Annotated in this window: 17 protein-coding genes; 9 read left to right on the top strand and 8 right to left on the bottom strand. The window is 33.9% G+C overall.

Features of this window, described 5'->3' with window-relative positions:
• Window positions 1-62: 62 nt before the first annotated feature.
• Together AC6CHH_RS05525 and AC6CHH_RS05520 are read left to right on the top strand one after the other, a co-directional pair.
• Window positions 63-1,754 carry a hypothetical protein gene (locus AC6CHH_RS05525; protein WP_498280558.1) on the top strand — a complete coding sequence of 564 codons (1,692 nt, stop codon included), beginning with the start codon at window positions 63-65 and terminating at the stop codon, window positions 1,752-1,754.
• A gap of 52 nt (window positions 1,755-1,806) precedes the next feature.
• Window positions 1,807-4,449 carry an alpha-L-rhamnosidase gene (locus AC6CHH_RS05520; RefSeq protein WP_498280556.1) on the top strand — a complete coding sequence of 881 codons (2,643 nt, stop codon included), beginning with the start codon at window positions 1,807-1,809 and terminating at the stop codon, window positions 4,447-4,449.
• 305 nt (window positions 4,450-4,754) lie between these two features.
• On the opposite strand, the gene AC6CHH_RS05515 is transcribed toward AC6CHH_RS05520, so the two are convergent.
• From AC6CHH_RS05515 to AC6CHH_RS05500, 4 genes are read right to left on the bottom strand one after another with little or no spacing between them, the layout of a single operon-like run.
• Entirely contained in the window at window positions 4,755-5,279 is a 525-nt protein-coding gene (locus AC6CHH_RS05515) for a DUF4252 domain-containing protein (RefSeq protein WP_498280554.1), read from the bottom strand.
• A gap of 25 nt (window positions 5,280-5,304) precedes the next feature.
• A complete protein-coding gene (locus AC6CHH_RS05510; RefSeq protein ID WP_498280552.1) occupies window positions 5,305-5,775 on the bottom strand; it encodes a DUF4252 domain-containing protein in 471 nt (156 codons plus the stop codon).
• A gap of 8 nt (window positions 5,776-5,783) precedes the next feature.
• Window positions 5,784-6,458: a hypothetical protein gene (locus AC6CHH_RS05505; RefSeq protein ID WP_498280550.1), complete on the bottom strand. Its 675-nt coding sequence runs from the start codon at window positions 6,456-6,458 to the stop codon at window positions 5,784-5,786.
• Window positions 6,436-6,942, bottom strand: coding sequence for a GFO_1088 family ECF-type sigma factor (locus tag AC6CHH_RS05500; RefSeq protein WP_498280548.1), 507 nt, complete (start codon window positions 6,940-6,942; stop codon window positions 6,436-6,438). Before AC6CHH_RS05500 ends, AC6CHH_RS05505 begins: the two co-directional genes overlap by 23 nt.
• 602 nt (window positions 6,943-7,544) lie before the next feature.
• On the opposite strand from AC6CHH_RS05500, the gene AC6CHH_RS05495 reads away from it, so the two are divergent.
• The gene (locus AC6CHH_RS05495) at window positions 7,545-8,414 is read left to right on the top strand and encodes a hypothetical protein (RefSeq protein ID WP_498280546.1); all 870 of its coding nucleotides are present in this window, start codon (window positions 7,545-7,547) and stop codon (window positions 8,412-8,414) included.
• Here AC6CHH_RS05495 and AC6CHH_RS05490 read toward each other — a convergent pair whose 3' ends face one another.
• Window positions 8,415-8,660 carry a helix-turn-helix domain-containing protein gene (locus tag AC6CHH_RS05490; RefSeq protein WP_498280544.1) on the bottom strand — a complete coding sequence of 82 codons (246 nt, stop codon included), beginning with the start codon at window positions 8,658-8,660 and terminating at the stop codon, window positions 8,415-8,417. It abuts the gene before it with no gap.
• A gap of 514 nt (window positions 8,661-9,174) precedes the next feature.
• Between AC6CHH_RS05490 and AC6CHH_RS05485 the strand changes: the two genes are divergently transcribed.
• The 3 genes from AC6CHH_RS05485 to AC6CHH_RS05475 are packed head-to-tail and all read left to right on the top strand — an operon-like array spanning window position 9,175 to window position 15,002.
• Window positions 9,175-10,431 carry a TlpA family protein disulfide reductase gene (locus tag AC6CHH_RS05485; RefSeq protein WP_498280542.1) on the top strand — a complete coding sequence of 419 codons (1,257 nt, stop codon included), beginning with the start codon at window positions 9,175-9,177 and terminating at the stop codon, window positions 10,429-10,431.
• 12 nt (window positions 10,432-10,443) lie between these two features.
• Window positions 10,444-13,653: a SusC/RagA family TonB-linked outer membrane protein gene (locus AC6CHH_RS05480; RefSeq protein ID WP_498280540.1), complete on the top strand. Its 3,210-nt coding sequence runs from the start codon at window positions 10,444-10,446 to the stop codon at window positions 13,651-13,653.
• Window positions 13,653-15,002 carry a RagB/SusD family nutrient uptake outer membrane protein gene (locus AC6CHH_RS05475; RefSeq protein ID WP_498280538.1) on the top strand — a complete coding sequence of 450 codons (1,350 nt, stop codon included), beginning with the start codon at window positions 13,653-13,655 and terminating at the stop codon, window positions 15,000-15,002. The genes AC6CHH_RS05480 and AC6CHH_RS05475 overlap by 1 nt, the downstream gene beginning before the upstream one ends.
• Window positions 15,003-15,098: 96 nt before the next feature.
• Here the strand turns inward: AC6CHH_RS05475 and AC6CHH_RS05470 are convergent, their stop codons facing one another.
• From AC6CHH_RS05470 to AC6CHH_RS05460, 3 genes are all read right to left on the bottom strand, one after another.
• The gene (locus tag AC6CHH_RS05470) at window positions 15,099-15,494 is read right to left on the bottom strand and encodes a hypothetical protein (RefSeq protein ID WP_498280536.1); all 396 of its coding nucleotides are present in this window, start codon (window positions 15,492-15,494) and stop codon (window positions 15,099-15,101) included.
• Window positions 15,495-15,734: 240 nt separating this feature from the next.
• Complete coding sequence (locus tag AC6CHH_RS05465) at window positions 15,735-16,232, bottom strand: MauE/DoxX family redox-associated membrane protein (protein ID WP_498280534.1); 498 nt, start codon at window positions 16,230-16,232, stop codon at window positions 15,735-15,737.
• A 338-nt stretch (window positions 16,233-16,570) separates the two neighbouring features.
• Window positions 16,571-17,668: a hypothetical protein gene (locus AC6CHH_RS05460; protein ID WP_498280532.1), complete on the bottom strand. Its 1,098-nt coding sequence runs from the start codon at window positions 17,666-17,668 to the stop codon at window positions 16,571-16,573.
• A 666-nt stretch (window positions 17,669-18,334) separates the two neighbouring features.
• Here AC6CHH_RS05460 and AC6CHH_RS05455 point away from each other — a divergent pair.
• The 3 genes from AC6CHH_RS05455 to AC6CHH_RS05445 all read left to right on the top strand — a co-directional run bounded on the left by AC6CHH_RS05455 (window position 18,335) and on the right by AC6CHH_RS05445 (window position 21,202).
• Complete coding sequence (locus tag AC6CHH_RS05455; protein ID WP_498280530.1) at window positions 18,335-19,321, top strand: hypothetical protein; 987 nt, start codon at window positions 18,335-18,337, stop codon at window positions 19,319-19,321.
• Between the two features lie 74 nt (window positions 19,322-19,395).
• The gene (locus AC6CHH_RS05450; protein ID WP_498280528.1) at window positions 19,396-20,175 is read left to right on the top strand and encodes a hypothetical protein; all 780 of its coding nucleotides are present in this window, start codon (window positions 19,396-19,398) and stop codon (window positions 20,173-20,175) included.
• A 274-nt stretch (window positions 20,176-20,449) separates the two neighbouring features.
• Window positions 20,450-21,202 (top strand): LytR/AlgR family response regulator transcription factor, encoded by a 753-nt coding sequence (locus tag AC6CHH_RS05445; RefSeq protein WP_498280526.1) that lies wholly within the window; start codon window positions 20,450-20,452, stop codon window positions 21,200-21,202.
• The last annotated feature ends 558 nt before the right edge of the window (window positions 21,203-21,760 follow it).

Here is a 21,760-nt window from a genome sequence, read left to right as displayed (position 1 = left end):
TCCAATTATAAGCTAAATCGATTTATATAAGTTAGAGAATGACGTTTTTTTATTAATTACCTATGAATTCAAAGCTTACTTTAATTTTAAAGACAATTACTCTCCTGGTGTTGATGAGTAATTTTAGTTCAACATTCGCTCAAGAGAAGATCTCACCACAAGAGCAACCAAGAATCATTAATATCATTAATTTTATTCGACAAACAGACTATCGTGTGAAAAATGCAGACAGTTTGCTTTTCGATGCCACACAAAAGCAAGTTGCACTTTTAAAACAATATGCATTTCCAGGAACATTCCTTTTGCAATATGATGCATTGATTAATCCAAAATATCAAAAATTATTAACCAAAGAGCTAAGTAAAGATTCTGAAGTAGGGGCGTGGTGGGAAATTACAAAACCACACGTAGAGGCAGCGGGCATAACCTGGAGAGGAAATCATGATTGGGTTTCAACAGCTAATATTGCTTTTACTACAGGCTACACGCCTAGTGAAAGGGAGCGCTTAGTTGATGTGTATATGGCTAAGTTTAAAGGTGTCTTTGGACATTATCCCAAATCTGTAGGGTCGTGGTTTATCGATTCACATACCCTGCTATATATGTATGAAAAATATGACATCGTAGCTTCAAGCAATTGTAAAGATCAAGTGGGTACAGATGGATATACCTTATGGGGTGGTTACTGGAATCAAGCATACTACCCAAGTAAAAAGAACGCTTATATGCCGGCTCAAAAAAAAGAAAATCAAATACCCGTTCCTATTTTTCGAATGCTTGGAAGTGATCCTATGTATCAATATGACATGGGTGTAGGTACGGATGGACAAGGCGTCATTTCACTGGAACCGGTATATGAACATGCTGGTATGAATAAAGACTGGGTTGATTATTTTTTTGAATCTATCGTTAATCAACCGAGTCTAGCATTTAATTATGCTCAAGTCGGACAGGAAAATTCGTTCACCTGGAATGAAATGAAAGATGGATTGCTCATGCAATTTCCGATTTTGGATTCGCTGAAAAAAGCTGGGAAAATAAGAATAGAAACCCTAGAAGCTTCAGGAGAATGGTATAAAAAAGAATTTGCAGAAACCCCGGCCACAGCTGTTACGACACTTACCGATCATCGGAAGCAGGGAAACAAGAGTGTTTGGTATAACAGTCGCTTTTACCGTGCAAACTTATATTTTCAGAAAAATGCGTTTCGATTTAGAGATATTCATCTTTTCGATGAGAATTTTCAATCCGATTATTTAACAAAACCGGGAACAGGTGACCGCTTTTTTTACTTTACACTTCCCTTAGTTGATGGATTTTTCTGGAGTACAAAGACAGAACACGCTGGCCTACGTTTGATGAAAATAGATCCAAATGGAGAACGAGAAGAATTGATCCTATCTTCACCTATTGTTACTGAACGAGCTAAAGATGTATTGCAGACTACGAGCACTGATCAATATGGGCACGTTTTTGACATTGTGTTTAAAGAAAAAGAGATTCATGTTAGCTGTCAAAAAAAGTCCAAGAAGTTTCAATGGACGTTGGAATTAAATGTCCCGGAGGAGCGTTACGATGAACTTCCTTTCAAGACGGTTAATGCCTCTAATTTAGTTTGCGAATTTAGAAATTACAACTATCAAATCCAGCTTAAAAAAGGAAATGTAAAAAAAGGAGATGGGACTGATCCTGTTTTTGAACTTATTCCTATTGGCGATACATTAGTTATTGATACTCAGGTAAAACCATTATAATGATTTTTGCTAAGATGTGGCGTGAAAAGTGAAAAAACAAATATTTATTGAAATGAGAAAAATTTTATTGTTTGCAGTTTTGGGATTAAGTGGAAACCTTTATGGAAACCTTGCTCCAAAGAATGGTCAACCTACTGGATTGAAATGCGAACATTTAGTCAATCCAATTGGCATAGATGCCGAAAATCCCAGATTAATGTGGATGCTCTCGGATGACCGTCAAGGAGCTTTACAAACTGCATATCAAATACGTGTTGGTAGGGACTCGTTGGATGTTGTAAATGATAGGGGAGAAATTTGGGATACGGGGAAGCAGATAGAAGTGGATATTCTTGTTCGTTATTCAGGAACTAAGTTAACACCATTGACACGATATTTTTGGAAAGTTACCACGTGGGATAAAGATGGAAAAGCGCATTCCTCGCAGGTTGCATCTTTTGAAACGGGCATAATGGGAGCTAATCAGTGGAAAGGAACCTGGATTAGTGATCACAACAATATTCACCGTAAGGAAGCTCCATATTTCAGAAAGCAATTTGATGTCAAAAAAACCATTAAATATGCTCGTGCATATATTGCCGCTGCTGGTTTGTTTGAGCTTTCTTTAAATGGTGAACGCGTTGGTGATCATATGTTAGATCCAATGTATACTCGTTTTGATCGACGTACGCTTTATGTAACACATGATGTGACCAAGGAACTTCAATCAGGCGCAAATGCTATAGGCGTAATATTGGGGAATGGCTGGTATAATCACCAACCCTTAGCCGTCTGGGATTTCCACAACGCACCTTGGAGAAATAGACCTGCATTTTGTTTGGACCTTCATATTGTTTATACCGATGGAACAGAAGAAACTATCGTCTCGGAACGAGATTGGAAAACATCTTCTGGTCCCATTATTTCAAATAACATTTATACAGGCGAACATTACGATGCTCGATTAGAACAAAAGGGCTGGAACACGGCTAATTTTGATGATTCAAAATGGCAGGGAGTTCGCTACCGAAGTACACCATCAAATAATATTGTTTCTCAACAGGTTGCACCAATACGTTTAGTAAAGGCTTATAATCCAATATCTGTCAAAAAAATTGACGAGAAAACCTATCTGTTTGACATGGGACAGAATATGTCCGGGGTTACTAGAATTAAGGTTAAAGGTGCAGAAGGAACAGTGGTGAAAATCAAGCATGGTGAACGGTTGGATGAGCAGGGCCATTTGGATATGTCCAACATTGACGTATACTACCGAGGCGATAAAGAAAAAGATCCATTCCAAACTGATATTCTTATCCTTAGCGGTAAGAAAGAGGATGAATTTATGCCTAAATTTAATTATAAGGGTTTTCGCTATGTAGAAGTTTCCAGTAGTAATCCCATTGTGCTTGATGAAACAAATATCACTGCTTATTTTATGCACAGTGATGTTGAGCAAACAGGGACAGTCAAAACTTCATCACAATTGGTCAATGATCTTTGGAGAATTACCAATAACGCATATCTATCTAATCTTATGGGTTACCCCACTGATTGTCCTCAAAGAGAAAAAAATGGCTGGACAGGAGACGGCCATTTAGCTATAGAGACTGGGTTCTATAATTTTAATGGTATTACCGTTTATGAAAAGTGGTTGGCTGATCACCGCGATGAACAACAACCCAACGGTGTCTTGCCAGACATTATTCCAACTGGTGGTTGGGGATATGGAACTGCAAATGGGCTAGATTGGACAAGCACAATTGCTATTATTCCTTGGCAGGTTTATATGTTTTATGGGGATAGCAAACTTCTTGAAGATTGTTATGAAAATATAAAAAGGTATGTGGAGTATGTTGACCGTACAAGTACTAACGGACTCACGACTTTTGGAAGAGGTGACTGGGTTCCTGTTAAATCAAATTCCAATCTTGAATTAACTTCCTCCACTTATTTTTATGTAGATGCTACAATTTTAGCCTCAGCGGCTAAGCTTTTTGGTCATGAGGACGATTATCGAAAATATGATGCGCTTAGCAAAAAGATAAAGAACGCTATTAACACTAAATTCTTAAATCGTGAGACAGGCATTTATGCGGACGGGACGCAAACGGAATTAAGCGTACCCCTACACTGGGGAGTTGTTCCAGATGATATGAAAACCAAAGTAGCTGCTAATCTTAACAAGAAAGTACAAGAAACTGATTTTCATCTTGACGTGGGAGTATTAGGCGCAAAAGCTTTACTGAATGCGCTTAAAAACAATGGGTATAGTGAATCTGCTTATAAGGTAGCCGTTCAAGATACCTATCCATCTTGGGGATGGTGGGTCGTTAATGGGGCTACTACATTGCTGGAAAATTGGGATTTAGAGGCTAAACGAGATATTTCTGATAACCACATGATGTTTGGAGAAATAGGAGGTTGGTTTTTTAAATCTTTAGGTGGAATCTTGCCAGATCCTGAACATCCAGGATTTAAAAATATTTTGTTAAAACCCATATTCCCGGAAGGACTAGATCAATCGGAGGTTACTCACCGCTCTCCTTATGGCGAAATTGTATCTAGCTGGAAAAAGAATAAAAAAACCATTGTATATAATGTTGAAATTCCCGCAAACTCTACGGCTACATTCTATGCACCAGAAAATGTAGATGGTAACAAAATGATAGAATTAGGGGCAGGAAAACACCATTTAAAGCTAAAATTAAAATAAGTGTTATAGATAATTATCATACAAATCGGTAAAGTGGAAACTATACCGGTTTGTATGTAAGTTTAGATATCCCGAACGTATTTGATATCCGATATTGCACCCCGTTTTTTCTCCATCGCCTTTAGACTTCTACTTTATCTACATTTAACAGTTATTATTTTTCGATTTAAATGAGCAACCAAATCAAGAAAATCTTTCACTAAGAATTTAATCGTATGCGATAAAATAGATTACTGAAGCAGACTTCCCTGTTTTGACACTCCCAACTTCCGACAATAATAAATTATTCTGCGTGTTACATTAGTTTATAGACGGTTACTTTTTTTCTTGGTCTCTTCGTAATATTCTATCAAATTATTTAATTCATTAATATCTAAGTTAGATTTAAGATCTACAAATACATGTTCATCCTGATCAGTAATGCCCAACATAATATTTTTTATTTTGTTTCCTTTTGTTTTGGTGTTGATAGAGATTTTAGAACCATCGCTATAGATACTCATCAATTCTTCAAAATTATTATCTACTAGGTAGCTATCGAATTTTTCATAAAGATTAGTTTTGTCATCACCCGAAACAGTCATTAATTTAATTTTTTTGATTTTTTTAACAGCAAGTGCTAAAGCAGGATCGTCCTCTTCCAATTCTTTAATTTCCCCGCGAATAAACGTTTTCATCAGAAAGCCTGGTACATTGATGGAAACAATTTCAGCATCATTGGATAAATTGGATTTCTTAGCAAAGTCCATGTTTGCACTCCTTTTGATCAAGCAACTTTGCATGCTTATTAATAGGATCGTGGCACAAATAATTCCAATAAAGCGTTTCATAATTTTAATGTTTTAGGTCTTATATCTATTTGTTATTTACTAGTGCGTTGATGTCATCATATCTCAGTGATCCATCCAAAATCATAAATATAGTTTCACCTTCGGAATCGATACTCAATAGGAGATTGTCTAACAAGTCACCATCTACATTTTCAGCAAGGAACTTAATTTTATCTCCATCTGAGTTTATCACCAGCAATTCTTCATATTTCAGATTGTCAATTGCGGAGGCTACTTCATTTTGAATGACTGAACCAGCATTTTCAAATATCAACATCTTGATCGAGTTTACCTTGCTCAATAATGGTTTGAAGGTTTCTATATCGGCATCGTCGATATTCATTTTGTTTAACATCTTGAACATTGGTTTACCTATCTTAATAGATGTTACCCCTTTTTGTTCTTTATATTGCTCGAATATTTCATCCAATTTAGAGATCTGTGCGTGTGTGCTCGTCGCAACAAGCAGACTTATTATTAACATGAGCGTTTTCATAGCTTATTTTATATTTTAATTTTTAAATACTTGATATTTTCAACACCCTTCATTCCTTTTCTTAGATTTGAGGTGGCTAATTGCAATGCCGTTTCAGTGACTTCTATTGCTTTTTCTTCATCGTAGATTTTAACACCATTTATCTCAACATACAATTGTTCTTCTATAGCCTGCGCTGGTTCGAAGCTCTCTTTTGATTGCTGATGACCTTTTTTATTAGCAATGAAAGGAGAATCTTCTACTCCAGTGACCTTGAGGTGTGGCTTAATAATTTCTGGAGTTTCATCCTGATTATTTATACCTTGTTTGTCGTTCGTTTCAGGATATTCCATATCCAGAATTTGGTTATTGCTTTCCGTCCGTACTATTAGCGGTTTAACTTTATCGGCATTCGATTCAATTATTTGACGAATTACAAAGAGTCCTACTATTAAAGAGGCTGCAACAGCTGTTATCGTGATGATACGACGAGTCATTGGAACGACTTTCTTTACTTTAGGTTTTTCCTGTTGGTTAACCTGTTGCATGAAATCATCAAAGTCCCAATCCATCTTCTGCTCTGGCTCCCGAAGCATGGCAAAGAATCTATCTTCTTCCAGCTCTTTCAATCTGCGCTCCTGTTCCAAAGAAGTGTTACCTTTCCAAAACTGAGCCTTTAGCCTATCCAATTCTTCTTTTTTCATAATCAAAAACCTTCGTTAAGTTTAACCTTACTGTTGTTCTGGCCCTCGATAAGTTGACCCTTACTGCATTTTCTTCCAAGCCGACCATCTCTGCGATATCTCCAATCTCATATTGTTCGATGTCTCGTAGATACATCACCAAGCTTTGTTTTTCAGGAAGATCATCAATCATTTTCAAAATTAACTCCTGTGTTAATGGTGGATACTTTTCTGGTTGAGTATCAGCAGATAGCTGATTTAAATATTTCGCCTGACTTGCTAACCTTTCAATTTTGTTGTATGCCATATTCTTTACCATTTGCATGGAGAAAGCTTCTATGTTCTGCAGCTGCTCCAACTGATCTCTCTTTTCCCACAGCTTTAACATAACTTCCTGTACCAGGTCGTAAGCATCTTCTTGATGTTCCAAAAACCTATTTGCAAACCGGTAGAGCTTATCCTTTAGGACAAATACCGTATTTTTAAAGGTTTCTTGGTTCATCATTATTATTGCTTATTTACTAAAAGACAGGTATCTCTGCCAAATCATTACATCTAAATTGAAAAAAAATGAATATTTATTATAATCATCTTAAATACAGTTTATTAATAAATATAGTTCAATCCTTCGGAACCCAATGTATTTAAAGTAATCATTGTCTGTGAAATTAGAACCTGCTAGCTCGTATATACCCGGTTCCATTTAATCGGGATAAGAAAATAGAGACCCCATCTTCGTTTCATATTGGAGGCGGTTTCATACGAACAATTAAAGGGAAAGAAGCAAAAGAGAAGATGATGAATGAAACCCTTCAAAGATTCGAAATATTTATTTTCGAACAATATGAAAAAACCGTAAAAATATGGAGTACTTCATCAATAATAAAGGTCGAATTCATAATCATATAGTTTATCGAGACTTGAAAAAGAAGTGAGAAAACGATGCTCATAGTTCCAAGTCTTCTTTAATTGTGTGACAGGATAGCTTGGGTCTATGTTCATCAAGAAATGGTAAACATTTTTTTTCGATGATTTTAATTAATACCTACATTATATTAAGAGTTATAAGACCTTGTCCAACATACTAAATTTCCCTACCTTTAACCTATGAACGCCCAATTACCTATAACATTACCAGAGCACAAACTCAAGGAGATAGAAGCCATTAAACAAGTGATTAGTGACTTTGTTGCACCGGATATGATTATCCTGTATGGTAGTTATGCAAGGGGTGATTATAAAGACCAAGTTTATATAAAAGATGGCATTCGATATTTTTACATTAGTGATTATGACTTAATTGTAGTTACCAATAAGACTACTATAAAAGAATATCAATTATCTGAGGAACTTGAAAGAAGAATTAAATCACGTCCTGATATTAATTTCTTCATGTATGACATAGATTATTTTAATCGCGAGTTGTCAACAGGTAATTTCTTTTTTGTACCCGTATATTTTGAAGGGGTCCTATTGTACGATAACGGAAATAGTAAATTAATTGAACCAAAGCCACTTAGCCTTGAACAAATTAGAATTAATGTTGAAAATAATTATGAGTTTTGGATTGGTAATGCGAATACATTTTATGCTCATTTCCATTTTGATTATGATTTAATGTTAAAAGGTAAATCTAGATCAGGCTTGAACACTTGGTTTTTGTTTCAGACAGTTGAATCTATTTATAGTGCGTTATTGTTGGTATTTATGGGAATAAAACCTAAGCTTCATAATTTATACAAGTACCGAAATGCTGTTAATGCTATTTCTGCAGATCTAAATACAATTTTCCCTGAAGTAAAAGATACCAATGAAAAAAGATTATTTGACCTCTTGAACAGGGCCTATATTAGTGGTAAATATAAACTTGATTTTGAGGTAGATTTAGCTGATATTCAGGAAATAAGCAGAAGGTTAAATAAAATGTTAACCATTACGGACAAATTATGCCAGATTCGAATTAACAGTTTGAAATAATCAATTTTCAAAGTTCACTAAATCAACTAAGTTGATTTCTAATGCAAGTGCCAAAGCTTTTAAAGTAAGTAGGGAAGGGGAAATTATTCCTTTTTCTATTTTATGTATATGGCTATGGTCTATACCTGATAATTGATCCAATTTTCTTAAACTAATTTTTTCCCCCATCCTTATTTTTTTCCCCTCTCGAATATCTTTTAGGTATTGACCAAAAGCAATTGAAAATTTTCCTTCATCAAACTCCATATATCAAAAGACAATAAAAATTAAAAATATTTTGTAGTGTTATTTGAATACATTGTTTTAATTTGTTACCTTTGATAATACAATTATAACTAATACACATTCTTCATTCTGCGGACTGAAAAACAAAACGAATTGAGGAAGCCATGAAAAAAAAACTTTTTAATAGGTTTACGTGCAATAAGTTTAACTTCAAATCTGATGTCGGTTTTTCAGTGCTCAGAATTGAGTTAAAAGAGCCCCTAATATTAGAGGGTGGTTTATTAACCCAATCCAAGATGGATTGGGTTAATATTTTGGTATTGGTAAAATCACCTCCAGATTGATAATATATCATTATATGTACCCATCTATCTTTCGAATCCTGCCGATAACAAACCGATTAAATTCCCTATTGAGGCGCAAGTGCATGGATTTCGTTTATTTAAAATCTTATTAACAGAATAGCAATTGCCACTTTGAGGATCTTACTGATCCGTAGAGAAGCTATTTGCATTACCATATTATAACCATAAAAATGAACAAATTTTATGTGCGGGGAGAGCTATTGCCTAGATTTTTTAGGGCACCCCACGATTCAAATAAGATAAATTATTGTCTTCTAAGCTATAATAAAACAGCTATATCACCGATGAAAAATCGTCTTGTTAATCAATGTCAAGAACTTACAGATAATGATATCTCTCAGAAAGAAAGCGATACCTCTAAATTAAATCTATTGTATCAATTTTCAAGTAAGACAGATGGTTTTGTCAAAGTATCCAATGGCTTTAGCCTTTTTGATATTGATATATCAATTTCCGAAGTAATAAAAGAAAAATACCTTAAACCAATAGATATATTATCAAAAAAAATCTTTAAACACGGAGTATTAATACTAAAAGAGAAAGCGGGTGAACGATTGAATCCCATACAATTAAGAAATAGTTATTTGCTGAGGTCTAAAAAATGTATAAGATACAACAACAATGATAAGAAGTTCATCAGTAAGGTGTTAAAGGAAAGCACGGAAAAAAACATTTCTAATAAATATCAACATGATATATTAAAATCTTTAGTTTTTTTATCTCATATGATTGTCAGTATAGTGTGTTCTGGACAGCTGCCTATTGAAAACGTTAATTTGGATCGGTCAGCATCTAATCTGCGATCTATAGATTTTTTAATTAATTCGGTGAATCGAAAAGATTATGCGTTTTCTTCAGACAAGATTTTAAAACAATTTCCCCAAGCAAACCTTAGTAAATACCCTGCAGAATTATATGAAATTGTTGGAGAACAAGTTGCTCCAATCGCAGTTGGGGGTGAACTTCCTGATTATATTTTGGACATGCCTTTATGGATAGTAAATCCTTCCGACACTATTAAAGATGTTATAAGTTTAAGAGATTTGACAGGAAATGGCTTTCTATTATTGGAATTCTGGAATTCACATTGCAAGCCATGCTTAGAGTCTGTTAATCTATGGGAAAGTGAAAAAGAAAAATTCGGCAAGGATGTAAAGTTTATCGGTGTAGCAATAGATTATTCATATCGTGTTCCGTTGGAGATTAAAAAGCGAGACTGGAAAAGTATACATGTAATAGGTAGAAGTGCATTCGCCTTAAGTAAGTATTTCTTTAACAAAAGTGTATTGGGACCAATGGTTTGGATAAAAGATGGTAAATACTTTGGTGTTTCGCAAGGAGTTCCTAAGGATCAAAAATTATTCAAGGATATTCTCACTGGTGAGCTAGACCGTGTTCCTGATGATATAGTTTACAAAGTAAATTAAGAGAATATGACGATGAATTTAACTCTAAATATAAAATGGACTCAGTGTATCGTATTGTTAACAATCTATATTTCTCTAATCGGAATCGGTTTTGCTCAGGAGAAAAATATTACAATTAAAGGATACCTTCGGTCAAGTATAGATAGTACAAAAATAAAAGGGGCATCTATTTTTTTGATTGGAAAGAAAGAAGGGACGCTCAGTGATGAATCCGGTTTTTTTTCATTACAGTTTTCAGATTCAACCTCTGATATACGTATTGAACATTTGCAATACAAGTCAGTGGATTTTACTGTTGCGGAATGGAAAGAACAAAATAATATCTATATGATACCACATCAGTCCTTAATACAGGAAGTCGAAGTTATACATACTGGATATTTTAATTTACCAAAAGAGAGGGCAACAGGGGCCTATTCTCACATTGATGAAAAGCTTTTAAATCGATCGGTAGGAGATAATATTTTATCTAGATTAGATAATCTTGTTCCAGGCCTGCAATTTAAAACCCCTGAGGGTACATCAGCATCTGATATTAGAGTAAGAGGATTAAGCACGATCCATTCGGATGAAACGCCGTTAATTGTATTGGACAACTTTCCTTATAATGGTGATATAAGAAATATTAATCCTGCTGATATAGAAAGTGTTAGCGTACTTAAGGATGCGGCAGCAGCTTCAATATGGGGTGCTCGTGCTGGAAATGGTGTAATTGTGATTCAGTCAAAAAGTGGCAAATTCAATGGTCCAATTCAAATTAACTTTAATCAAAATCATACTTTAAATGGAAAACCTGACTTCATGACTAGTCAAAACAGGTTACCCTCTGCTGTTATTCTAGCGATTGAAAAAGAGAAGTATGAAAAGGGTGCTTATGTATTTAATGACAAAACAGCAATACCTGCTTATGTGGAATTATTGGAAAAACTTAAAAAGGACGAAATCACCGAAGAAGAATTTGAACGACAAGAGGGGATATTTAAACAAACAGAGAGTCGACAAGAAGCCATGAAATATTTATATAAACCTAATCATTTGCAACAGTATGCATTATCTGGTTCAGGTGGGGGAAAATACTATCGTTTTAATATATCATTAGGCGCTGACTTTCATAATAGCGAACAAATAGGGAATAATTCTAACCGATTTACCGTAAATTCCTCTGGAACATTTTTAACCAGTAAGAATTTTGATTTGACAACGGGACTAAAATATAGTTCGAGAAATGCTCAAATGAATGGGATAAGTTTTCAATCTTTAGAACACTCCTCACTTGTGAATAATCAATATATGCCATTAAGAAATGAGAACGGAGAAAACCTATCTATATCTACCAGATTTCCGTTCCAATATACGGATCAGGCAAGATATTTAGGTTTAAAAGATTGGAATTACAGACCACTAGATGATTTGAATTTGATCAATAATATATCTCAAGGAGAAGAAGTGCTTATAAGAGTTTCATTTAAACAAAAGTTTCTTAAATTTTTACATTTGAGCGGAAATTATCAATTTGAAAAAGGTATATCAGAGTCGCATACAGTTTACGATAAAAGCTCTTACTATGTTCGTAACCTAGTCAATAGATATACACAACCTGATAATAAACTAATTATCCCTGATAATGGAATTTTTTTAAGAAACCCCTTAGACAGAAGTACGGCACATTCTTATCGGGCTCAGTTAAATATGAATAATTTCAAATATAATATGCATTCAATTGATGCATTAACAGGTTTCGAAGTAAGAATGATGAAAAACGAAACTCTTCCTGGATCTGTCATGTATAACTATGATACAGAATTATTGACAGGTAATAGTATCTTAGACTTTCAATCTTTACACGCAATACGACCTTCTGGAAGGGCAAGAATACCGTTTTTAAACCCGAAACATGCAATGTTAAAAGATAATTTTCTTTCATATTATGGTAATCTTGGTTATAGTTATGCTAGTAAATATTTGTTGACAGGAAGTATAAGGTGGGATGCATCAAACCTGTTTGGAGTTAAGACTAATGAAAAAGGAACAGCATTATGGTCTATTGGAACAGCGTGGAATATTCATCAAGAGGAGTTCTTAAAAACTGATTTATTTGATTTATTGAAATTAAGAATTACTTATGGATACAGCGGGAATGTGAATAAAAATGTTTCTCATTATCCAATAATAAGAATTGATGAAAATCCATTACTGAATGTACCAGCTGCTATTATAAATAGTATTGGAAATCCTTCTTTAAGATGGGAGAATGTTAGGACTATTAATATAGGTTCAGATTTTAGCTTAAAGAATAAAATAGTTTCTGGAAGCATCGATCTGTATAAGAAGACAGGAATAGATTTAATCGGGAACACATATTTACCTCCCTCTACTGGAATATTTAATGATTATCTTATTAACTATGCAAATATTCAAACTAAGGGAATTGATTTGCAGTTGAATACTCGTTTAAATACAGAATCATTTCAATGGCGCGGTACAGTATTATGGAGTTTAGTTAAAAATAAAATACTCAAATATAATACTCCTGAAATGACCGATTTATCTTATTATTTTACCGGTGCTGCGCCACCACAAAAGGGAATTTCTAAAGATATGGTTTATGCACTACCATGGTATGGGTTGGATCCCATGACAGGATTTCCATTAATTTATTTAAATGGTATAAAAACAGATGATTATGCATCATATTTCTATTCTAAAAAAAGAGATGAGTTAATACAGTCTGGATCAGCTATTTCAACTTCTTACGGTTCTTTTCGAAATGATATAAGTTGGAAAAATTTATCTCTATCTTTTTTGATTCAATTTAAGCTCGGTTATGTTTTCCGGAAGAATACTTTGGATTCTGGAAATGAATACTATGGTATATACCACATGGATTACTTCAGGCGGTGGAAAAAAGCAGGGGATGAAAAAGTTACGGATGTGCCTCGAGCCGTCGGTTTTGGGGAAGGAAAGCCAATGCAAAGTACAGCTTATTTATATACTACAGCCCTGGTAAAGCCAGCTGATCATATTAGACTTAACGATGTAAAAATAGATTATGATTTCAGTATCGATTCAAAAGTAATAGATAGATTGAATTTGTATGTTTTAGCCCAAAATCTAGGAATTATATGGCGAAAAAATACAGAAAATATCGATCCGGACTACCATAGTAAGGAATATAATGTACAAAAACTTTATTCTATAGGAATGAAACTAAGTCTTAAATAATGAAGCATACAATTTTTATTTTTCTTACCCTTTCAATGGTTGTTATGGTAGGATGTGGAGACAAATTTTTAGATGTAAAAAGCGATCAAGCGCTACGTATTCCGACAACTCTAGAAGATGCTGAAGCATTAATTAATGGAATTATTTATCAGGGCGCCGGAAGAGAGTTATCGGTCGCTGGTTCTGATGAATACCTGTTATCAGATGGTCAACATAGTGCTGTTAGGTTGGTTTATAAGCGGAATGCTTATTTATGGTTAACCGATGTTTACGAAGGCGCAGATGTACCGGATTGGAATCAGTGTTATAATAGGATTAAATACGCAAATTTAGCAATAGAAGTGTTAGAAAAGATAGAAGTTAAATCTGCTAAACTATCCAATTTGAAAGCAATGGCTCTATTTCACAGAGCCTATAATTACTATCAATTGAGTCAGAATTTTATTGCTCCATACCAAGCTCGAGATTTAGATGCATTTGGTTTACCTTTACGATTAGAATCGGATGTTAGTTTAAATATAAAAAGATCAACTGTCTCAGAGACTTATTCACAAATCATTTACGACTTAAAAGAATCTTTGAAATTGTTTGATGGAGATTTTCAAAACGCAATTCAAGCGTCAAAAATTGCTTCCTTGGCTTTACTTTCAAAAATGTATTTATTAATGGACGAATATGAAATGGCATTAACTTATGCTAATAAGACACTAGATATTCGAAAAACCTTAATTGATTATAATTCGATAAATTATGATCAAGATTTTCCATTCACTGGAGATTATGGGAAGTCAAATCCCGAAATAATATTTTATGATAGTAATATAGAGGTTTTTGGCCTGGAAATGCCTGTAGACACATCTTTATTAGATCTTTATGAAGATTCAGATCTTAGAAAATTAGTGTATTTCACAAAGAACTCACAAGATAACTACCATTTTAAAGGAACCTATACTGGTTTCAGTATGCTATTTTGTGGTTTAGCAATTGATGAAATTTTTTTAATTAAGTCAGAAGCAGAAGCTCGACTAAATAAAATAGAAATGGCGAATGAATCGCTCAATGCCCTTTTGCGAAAAAGACATAAGACCGATGAATTTCAAGATCTGAAAATTGAGAACCAAGAAGAAATGATTAGAAAAATTTTGGTCGAGAGAAGAAAGCAACTTGTCTTAAGGGGAACAAGATGGGAAGATCTTCGTAGAAATGGTTATAATCCTGAATATTCGGAAAGTGTTGAACGATTAATTAACGGGAATAAATATTATTTAGAGTCATCAAGTCTTAAAAACACTTGGCCACTTCCTGATAAAGAAATTAATTTTGGAGGTTTCGTGCAAAATCCGAGATAAGTAAAGGTTAGGTAACGATTATAAACCAATTCTGTAAAGGCGATTCAAAATGTTTACAGTCCCGGTTTATAATCGCCATCCTTGTTTCTAATTTGATTATTGTTCTGATCGAGCATAACCGTCACCTGATGCCTCTGGCTCTAAAGGTGCATCTAAATTTTCAGCTTCATCAATGGTCAAATCTAAGATGTCTTCTGGATCATTTAATTGATCTGTATTGATTCGAGCCATACAAGAATCAGTTAGATTTTTGGTGCCACAAAAATTTCCGGGACTTGTATTATTTGGCGGAGTAGGAGCTATACCTGTGATTTTCAGATTACTTGGGGTCTGTCCTAATGATGGATTAACTACTTCTACTTCATACCATACTGGACCCGAAAACACCTCATGTGTATTGTGATATTTACTTATACCAGCTGAAGCTAAACTTCCTACTGCAATAGCCAAGGCTACCAAGACCATTGCATTTTTTTTGATTCTTTTTAACATTATTTTGTTCTTTAATTTTTCATAAATTTTGAGTTATATTATTCTTTACTATTTGTATAGCTTATTTTATCGTCTTTTTATTCTGGTGAAAAAGAAATGAATGCTATCTAAACCTTAGACCATTTTAGTACGAAGCAAGGACAAGATCCTTAGATAGTTTGAATAGTCTTTTGGCCGACGAGCCCTTCTCCCAAACTAGCCTAGAGTTCAAGTTCCGTTTTGTGTTATTGTGCTATTCAATTAAAGCCTATGTTGGCTTTGTTTAATATTTTCTGGAGCTTCCGTTATTGATGGAAATCTTTCGCTGGATTCTAGATAATTAGTTTGTATTTTCTTTTGCCACATAACACCAATAATGCTGATTACCAAGAAAAACAGATTGAACCAAAGATGTTGGTTCCAGTTCATGCCTGAGATTACCGAGCCACATCCACAAGGTAATTTTTCCCAGGCGCCTAGGAGTGCAACGCTAATATAGATAGTAAAGGTGGTCATCAATAGCGAGGATAGCCAAAATCCGATCCGCCTATATTTCGAAATTAAAATTAATACGACCGTAAAAATTTCCAGTATTGGTGAGATATAGATCAAAAAATAACCTAGTTTGTCTGCAAATGGTTGCCTAAGGATACCTGCTTGGAAAGTGCTGAAGTTTAATATCTTATCTAAACTTACAGGTATCCATAATATCAACAAGACTATAGTTATGATATGAAGAGCATAGTCCTTTGTTTTCATCTTTTTGTTTTCTTTTCGTTCGCGAAATCGAGAGTTAACCATTCTATTTTTGCGTTTTGATTAGTTTATGTTTACTATCACGTTTGCTAGTTACAATTCAAATGTATATCAAAAGATGTGAGATGCAGGGGGAGGAAATTCAACACAAAAGGTTCAATTTCAAGCATTATAAAGGAGTTAAATAAAAGATTGGGGGATGATTAGCATATTATTTAAAGAAGTAGATTCTTATTGATTTCTTAGTTAACGGATTAATAAGGAAGACATCTGCGGTTAATTGGTACGTAAAATTAGAGGGGAAAAAGGGGATAGCCCCTAGTTTTTTTAAATAATTAAATTTATCTAAAATCTTCTTCGAGAAACTTAGTCATATCTTTTAACTTGCGGATAACGGCATTGGCTTGTGGGGCAAGCTTGTCTTTATCATATTTGCCAAGGCTTTGATAAGTAAGCATGATACCCGATTGCGTACGGATATTAGGAGCAATTGCTTTTGCGGTCTCTTCTTTATTACCTGCGGTGAATAGATTTACAGCGTAGCCTGCATGGAAAAAGAGTTTCGCCTCGTTGCCGTTTATATTGAGAGGAATAAATGAATGGTTGTTCAGTAGGCTATTTCGCAGTGTAACCTTGACTATTTTTTTCTTAAGTTCGAGATAATTCTGCATGTAAGTTAATAAAGATTTACGGCAATGATTATAAGCCAAGTTTGATTTTATGCCGAAACGATTTAATTCCATCTCTAGGCGAAGCAAGGTGGTTTCAACATTCCCTTGCATAATTGCTGTTTCAAGTTGTTCATCCTGCATATTTTCCCAACGATTGTAAAAACCCATATAATTGAAATTAAAATTCACCAGCAGATGGATGAAACGATTAGTCCAGGATTTGGATCTTTTGTCTTCGGCTATGTTGTCCAGCGCATTCAATAGTTTAGGCAAGTAGTTCCGATGATTATAGCTAAGCTCGGGTAGTTTATTAGGGTGGAATAAGCTACTCATGGCATAACCCAACTCATCAAGAAAAATTACAGGTACTGATTTACTCTTTAGTTTCTGGATTATATCGGGCAGCCGCTTTGAAACGGATTCCTTTAAATCCTCTTGTTCATACTGTGGAAGGACATTATTCGGCTTAATGTGATGTCCATAGTGGTATTCAAATAACTGCAGTAAATCTTTTGCATTGTTGAATATGGCGATACTGTTAGGTTTCAAAGTCAATTGATCTAGAAGATGTATGAGTAAAGTATAACATTGGTTTGATGCCTGGGCAGCTATGTTAATATCAATATATTGTCTATAAATCTGAGTCATATCTACCATGGCTTTTTTGCATAATTCTTTAATAGAATCGTTTTCTTTTGAATCTATTTTGTATTCGTGTTCAAGGTAATGATCCACGGTTTCTTGCAATATGTATAGGGTTGACATCATCAGTATCACGTGTTTATTTCAACTAAAAATGATTGCAATCAGTTTGAAAATGTGATTTAAAATATCTCTTGTGATTTTAAATTTAAACAATTGTTTTTCAGTAAGTTAAAGATATAAAAATTGTTGTTATATGATCTCATTGATCATTCATCAATGGAATTGCGGGCTCTATAATGGCTTTTGCTAAGGAAAAATAGGGGAAAAGGGTATTATCTCGGGACCAACTTGGTATTACAACCTTTCCTTGTTGTTTTTTTTGCGGATTTGATAAATCTTTGTTTTTGATCGATCAATAGCCTTCAAGCGCTTGAAGCTGTAGGCCTGGTGCAAGACCAGGATATGGTTTCATTTTTAATAGGATAAATCTATGGACACTCAGTTGTTTTTAGAAATGTTTGATCTTTTGGACGTCATTCCTGTTTCCTTTGAGGAGATGGTTAGTGAGATTCAAAGTTCAGCACCGAGAAAATGCAAGATTGCATTTCCATTTTAATCAAATTTCCATTAAGCCGTTCTTTCTAGGACGGCTTTTATAAATAATAGATATAAAAATTTGAGTGTCGAAATATCGAATTTTGGAACTTGGACATATCGATTTCGAATTATCCATTTCCTAGCAAAGTTGAGATATATTCAAATTGTAATGTATTAATAGCTATAATCTTAATGTTAGAAATAAAAATTATGAGTACATGGAAAAAAATAATGACTCCATATCTTGAGCAAGATTGGATTGATTTTTCATTCTATTCGGCCAATATGCAACAGTTAACTGATGAAAAACAGGTCAGTGTACAATTAAAATTGTTTGAATCAAGTATGATCTATGCAAAGGAGCAGTGTACGTTAGATCTATTGGGGAGTTCAACTGATCAAATGACAGATCGATTAAAAAAGTTTCTGAAATTATCCCCTATAATTGTAACCTTTCATTATGGTTACTACAGGCTTTTACCATTATCACTACTAAAAATTGGATTTAAGATATGTATTATGGTAAGCAGGGATATTAAGAGTCAACATGAAAAATATTATTCAGATATACTACCTCCTGAAATTTATGCTAATCTGAAATTTATCGAAGCAGAGAATCCTCAGGTTTTCTATAAGGTTAGACAATCTATAGAAGACGGATATTTGATCTTTATTTATGCGGATGGTGGTACTGGTGCTTTATCAATAGCCAAGCAGGGGAAGAAGGGGTTTCAAAGTGTTGAAGTATTGAAAGGACATTTGTGGGTGCGAACTGGTTTTGCACAAATTGCTTACTTACTGGCTAAGCCAGTTTGTTTAATGATAGCTCCCACTCAAATTAATTCCGATTCTTTTCTATTAGATTATTTGGATTATTATTCTGCTTATACTTCTAAAGAGAATAGAAGAGATTTTACAGATAATCTTATAATATCCATTTATAGTCAGTTATCGAGCGCCCTTCTTAAGAATAAAATCCCTTGGGAAGGCTGGTCTTATGTGCATAGTTTTATTGATACATCAAAAAAAGATTTGAAATGCCAATCGGATATTAGATACATTCCTTTTCAAAAAGGTGAACTTTGTTACTTAATGGATAAGTTGACTTATGAAATATATAATATAGATGCATCTAGATATGATAAAATTATAAATAATAATGTTTTTTTTAATTTTTAGATAATTATCATTACCTTAAAATCTAGATTTATATTTATTCATATCATTAACCAATCATTTTAACCTAGTATCTTATGAGAAAATGGCAAAAATATACTTTATATTGGTTGGTTTATGGTGTTTATTTCTACGCCATTAATATTTTAGCGAATAAAGATATGACTATTTTTACAGTGCTTATCACTCTGCCATACTTCGCATTTGTTTATTATTCGATTTCCTATATATTGAACCATTACTTTCTCCATCAAAAAAGATGGACAGGTTTGTTTTATTTGTTCTTATTTTATGTTTGCAGTTCATCGATAATCTATTTCGTGTTATATGGGGGATTTGCGATTTCATTGGTGTATGGAGCCTATGTTGTGCCCAATTATACATTAACTTGGCAAGAGTTCCTGCAGACTTTGTTGATAATGCATGGTCACTTTAGTATTCTAGCATTGATTACATTTCATTACGATGGTAAACTTCTCGAATCCGGACAGAAAATTAAGGAAATGGAATTGAGGAGGCAGGCAGAATACGAGCGTAAAGAATTTGAATATTCGGCAATTGCAGCTCAAGTCCCTCCACACACATTTGCTAACATATTTTTAATATGGGAAGACACCTTGAAATTTATAACCCCATCTATAGCTGATCAAATGGGAAGGCTATATGTAATGATGCAATTTTACATGAAGGCGCATGACCTTAACAGTCCCAAAACTATTTTATTAGACGATGAAGTTCAAGCCGTGAATAATTTTATCGCTATTCATAAAGATATATCAGTAGAGGATAAGTTTATTGAGGTGTCTGTTTCGGGCAGCCTTATGCAGTTTTCAGTTCCACCCACGAGTGTCTATTAACCTTAATAGAAAACTCTATAAAACATGGTGACTGTAGTCAACAGGGCGACCCTATAAAAGTGGATATAACGGTTGGACATATGCGGTACACTATGAGTGTTCGTAACCGAAAACGTCCAAAGGGATATCAATCAATAAGCCATAGAATGGGGTTGCAAAATTTAAGGAATCGGTTGGAAATGATTTATGGAGACGATCATAGCTTAATAATTAATGAAGATGATAGTCATTACGAAGTACAACTGGTAGTTAAACTATAGCCAAAACACAAAATATGAGAAAATGGACAGGAATTATTATTGACGACCAAAGAGAAGCAATCGATCATTTATTGGACTTATTACAAGATATCGAATTTATAGATATTATCAATGAATTTACCAAGGAGAAGGACGCCAGACGATTTTTGCAGTCCAATCCGGTAGATTTCTTGATTCTTGACATGGAATTAGCCAATAGTACAGGATTTGAATTTCTTAATACATTGGCAAATCCCAAAATCCCAACAATTTTATATACTTCCTTCCAAAAGTATGAAGATATTGGATATGATATGGCACTTGTTGACGTGTTACTAAAAAAGGTTAGTAAGAGCAGATTACTAGGTGCTCTACGGCGTTTGAACAAACAACTATACGAATTGCTCCCCGCATCGGAAGTTCGTCTTGATGATAATTACTCGTATTTATTACTGAAAGGGCCAGTACGGAATCAACGTAGGTTGATAGAATGGAAAAATATCATATACATTATGACTGAGAATAAAAAAGTAACCATTTATATGGTAGGTGGTCAAACGGAAATATCTGGGGATACTTTTCAAAAAACAAAAGATTTATTGCCAGTAGAATGGTTTAAGCACTGTGCACAGGGGGTATTGTTCAACCGAAACTTTTTCTATCAATATATTGAAGGTCGTGTCACACTAAATATGAAAAGAAATGGAAAATATCTATCACTTCCAGTGGGAAATAAAGAAAGCTATCAATCCTTTTATAATTTTTTGGAACCCGATGTTGAAATATGATGGATAATTAGGGATTTCATATTACTCTGGTATCGATATCCAGTTCTGAATAAAGTTCGATTTGACATAACTATTGAAATACCTGTAAATAGTAGTATATTTAAAAACCTATTAAAACAATAAACAAATTTATATTTTAACTCATATACTTTAAAGTATAAATTATCCTACCAATGGAAGCTAATTAAAATAATAAAAAATGAGAAATATCTTTTTAATCTTCATTTCTTTGGCATAATCAGTAATATAGCTGCTCAAACTCGTGTTGATGATTACACTAAAGAGCTTCTAATTCTTTTAGAGAGTAAGCACGAGTATGAAAAAAGATTATCCTTAAATAAAGGAAAGGATATATCAATTGATACCTCAAGATGTAAAGCCAGCTTCGATAAAATTATCAAAAATAAAACGGAAGTTTTGTCCTTTATAAATAATTCAATAAGAACCGAGAATGATAAATTAAGCAAAAAGTCTGTTTGGTATCATTATCAAAACCCGTTAAGTTCTAAGGTTGATTTAAATAATAGAATTTCTCTTCTAACATATTTTAAAATTATA

It is taken from the genome of Sphingobacterium sp. GQ94 (assembly GCF_059758715.1).
This window is presented reverse-complemented; position numbering and strand designations above follow the sequence as displayed.

What these genes read in the sequence shown, in the direction of transcription:
- AC6CHH_RS05525 (WP_498280558.1), top strand. Translation starts at nt 63, where the DNA reads ATGAATTCAAAGCTTACTTTAATTTTAAAGACAATTACTCTCCTGGTG.
- AC6CHH_RS05520 (WP_498280556.1), top strand. Translation starts at nt 1,807, where the DNA reads ATGAGAAAAATTTTATTGTTTGCAGTTTTGGGATTAAGTGGAAACCTT.
- AC6CHH_RS05515 (WP_498280554.1), bottom strand. Translation starts at nt 5,279, where the DNA reads ATGAAACGCTTTATTGGAATTATTTGTGCCACGATCCTATTAATAAGC.
- AC6CHH_RS05510 (WP_498280552.1), bottom strand. Translation starts at nt 5,775, where the DNA reads ATGAAAACGCTCATGTTAATAATAAGTCTGCTTGTTGCGACGAGCACA.
- AC6CHH_RS05505 (WP_498280550.1), bottom strand. Translation starts at nt 6,458, where the DNA reads ATGAAAAAAGAAGAATTGGATAGGCTAAAGGCTCAGTTTTGGAAAGGT.
- AC6CHH_RS05500 (WP_498280548.1), bottom strand. Translation starts at nt 6,942, where the DNA reads ATGATGAACCAAGAAACCTTTAAAAATACGGTATTTGTCCTAAAGGAT.
- AC6CHH_RS05495 (WP_498280546.1), top strand. Translation starts at nt 7,545, where the DNA reads ATGAACGCCCAATTACCTATAACATTACCAGAGCACAAACTCAAGGAG.
- AC6CHH_RS05490 (WP_498280544.1), bottom strand. Translation starts at nt 8,660, where the DNA reads ATGGAGTTTGATGAAGGAAAATTTTCAATTGCTTTTGGTCAATACCTA.
- AC6CHH_RS05485 (WP_498280542.1), top strand. Translation starts at nt 9,175, where the DNA reads ATGAACAAATTTTATGTGCGGGGAGAGCTATTGCCTAGATTTTTTAGG.
- AC6CHH_RS05480 (WP_498280540.1), top strand. Translation starts at nt 10,444, where the DNA reads ATGAATTTAACTCTAAATATAAAATGGACTCAGTGTATCGTATTGTTA.
- AC6CHH_RS05475 (WP_498280538.1), top strand. Translation starts at nt 13,653, where the DNA reads ATGAAGCATACAATTTTTATTTTTCTTACCCTTTCAATGGTTGTTATG.
- AC6CHH_RS05470 (WP_498280536.1), bottom strand. Translation starts at nt 15,494, where the DNA reads ATGTTAAAAAGAATCAAAAAAAATGCAATGGTCTTGGTAGCCTTGGCT.
- AC6CHH_RS05465 (WP_498280534.1), bottom strand. Translation starts at nt 16,232, where the DNA reads ATGAAAACAAAGGACTATGCTCTTCATATCATAACTATAGTCTTGTTG.
- AC6CHH_RS05460 (WP_498280532.1), bottom strand. Translation starts at nt 17,668, where the DNA reads ATGATGTCAACCCTATACATATTGCAAGAAACCGTGGATCATTACCTT.
- AC6CHH_RS05455 (WP_498280530.1), top strand. Translation starts at nt 18,335, where the DNA reads ATGTTAGAAATAAAAATTATGAGTACATGGAAAAAAATAATGACTCCA.
- AC6CHH_RS05450 (WP_498280528.1), top strand. Translation starts at nt 19,396, where the DNA reads ATGAGAAAATGGCAAAAATATACTTTATATTGGTTGGTTTATGGTGTT.
- AC6CHH_RS05445 (WP_498280526.1), top strand. Translation starts at nt 20,450, where the DNA reads ATGAGAAAATGGACAGGAATTATTATTGACGACCAAAGAGAAGCAATC.